Raw genomic sequence first — 2,148 nt, forward strand, 5'->3', positions numbered from 1 at the left:
ATCTAATTGACAGTAACTCAAGAATAACGAATTGATGTATTGCGATGTATAAGCAAATTGTCCGCCTTGCTTAGACTGCGATTCACTACAAATATTTGTGTAACATCGAAACTAATTCAAATGAGGACGCCTTACTCAAGGCTAAAAAGCAGCTAACGCTAAGCTAAGCAGCACACCCACTTAGCTTTCCAAATCCACCGAACTCCATACCAAAAATGCCGAGTGTAATGTGTCTGCTTGAGCGTTTTGTTATGGCTAAACCCTTAGGATTAGCCAGCAACTTTCACGTCAATAACAACACCATACTAACTCAACGTTGGCAGTGCAACCCTCTGAAACTAAAAGTGAATTACTGTAGGCACAATGACTTAGTAAACGATAAGCTCATCACCATCCGCCACCAAACTATTGTTGCGGCGCGTGAACCTGAAAACAACAATGCCGGCGTTCAAAAAGAAGCTTGTGACGCCCAACATTGAACCGCAACCAGCGTAGAAACCAACAACATATGATGACAAATTGCGGCTAGAGAAATTGAACAAATATAGCCAGCGAATAAGCGAGAATTTATTGCTACCAAGTTGATAACCGCAACTAGCGCTGAAACAACCACGACAAAAGACCCTACCGTTGCGGCTAAAGAACTCGCGACTTGCAAGTACGATTGGCAATGAATTTACTTAGTGCTTAAGTGCAAACCGCAATAATTCACAAGCGATTTTAACGGCATTGCATCGTATAACTGTTGACCAGCAACCACAGTAACACTGGATGACTTTGATGAAGGTTGATATAAAGCCATAACGCTGAGCTAAGCAGCACACCCACTTAGCTTTCCAAATCCACCGAACTCCATACCAAAAATGCCGAGTGTAATGTGTCTGCTTGAGCGTTTTGTTATGGCTAAAACCGTAGAGTTAGCCAACAACTTTCACTTCTATAACAACATCATACTAACCCAACATTGGCAGTACAACCCGCTGAAACTAAAAGTGAATTTCTATAGGTACAACGACTTAGTAAATGATAAGTTCATCACCTACCGACACCAAACTATTGTTGCGGCACACGAACTTGAAAACGGCAAAGCTGGCGATTGATAAGGACCGTGTGAACTTCAAACTTCGAACCGCAACCTGCGTAGTAACTCAAAACGCGCGATGACAAATTGCGGCTAGATAAACTTGAACAAATATAACCTGCGAATAAACGCTAATTTATAACAACCAAGTCGATAACCGCAACGTTCGATAAAACAACCACAACAAAATACCCTGCCGTTGCGGCTGATGAACTCGCGACTTGCATGCACGATTGGCAATGAATTTGTTAGTGCTAAACTGTAAACCGCAATAATCTACGAGCGACTTTAACGGCATTACACCGTATAACTGATGACCCGCCACTACCGATAAACTGGATGACTTTGATGAAGGTCGAGATAAAGCCATAACGCCCTTGTGAAGTTGCCCGCCCCAAAACCTAAAGGTTACACCGTAATCACAAAAGCCAATTCAAACTAAAAATGCCGCGTGTTAAGGGTCAACTTGCACAGTTTGTTATATGGAAAACTGAAACCAAAGCGGCTTGGCCGCCCCACCGAGGCAGCAGGTGAACAACCCCAAACTCACAATGTTGGCTGTAACCGTGAACACCGCGCTACCGCCAACTAATAAACTAACTTAGCAAAGTAATTTCAGCGACTTAGTAAACACTGAAATCATAACGAACCAGCACCAAATTCAACAGTGCGGATTCATGAATTTGAGAGAGACAAGGCTATTTAGACCAATGAATATTGGCATGAGATTTAGGTTAACCGCACCAGTTCACGGAACGATTTTCACTGCATTGCAACCCACATTGAAACCACAAAACAACCCGCGGCAGGGAGACCTAAACCATAAGAAAAAATGGCATATAACGCCCTTGTGAAGTTGCCCGACCCGAAACTGAAACCTTACGCCGTAATCACATAAGCCTATTCATACTGAAAATGCCACGTGTTAAGGGTCAACTTGCACAGTTTGTTATATGGAAAACTGAAACCAAAGCGGCTTGGCCGCCCCACCGAGACAGCAGGTGAACAACCCCAAATTCACAATGCTAACTGTAACCGTAAACACCAATTTACCAACGATTGAAACC

The 2,148-nt window shown here is 43.1% G+C and carries 2 protein-coding genes; both read left to right on the forward strand.

All coding sequences use genetic code 11. The features are described 5' to 3' along the window. Nucleotides 1-251: 251 nt before the first annotated feature. Nucleotides 252-479, forward strand: coding sequence for a hypothetical protein (locus L4D09_RS28670; RefSeq protein ID WP_428460937.1), 228 nt, complete (start codon nt 252-254; stop codon nt 477-479). A gap of 420 nt (nt 480-899) precedes the next feature. Then, nucleotides 900-1,100: a hypothetical protein gene (locus L4D09_RS28675; protein ID WP_428460938.1), complete on the forward strand. Its 201-nt coding sequence runs from the start codon at nt 900-902 to the stop codon at nt 1,098-1,100. Nucleotides 1,101-2,148: the final 1,048 nt, after the last annotated feature.

Origin of the sequence: Photobacterium makurazakiensis (assembly GCF_050336715.1) — a bacterium.
Taxonomy (GTDB): Bacteria; Pseudomonadota; Gammaproteobacteria; order Enterobacterales; family Vibrionaceae; genus Photobacterium; species Photobacterium makurazakiensis.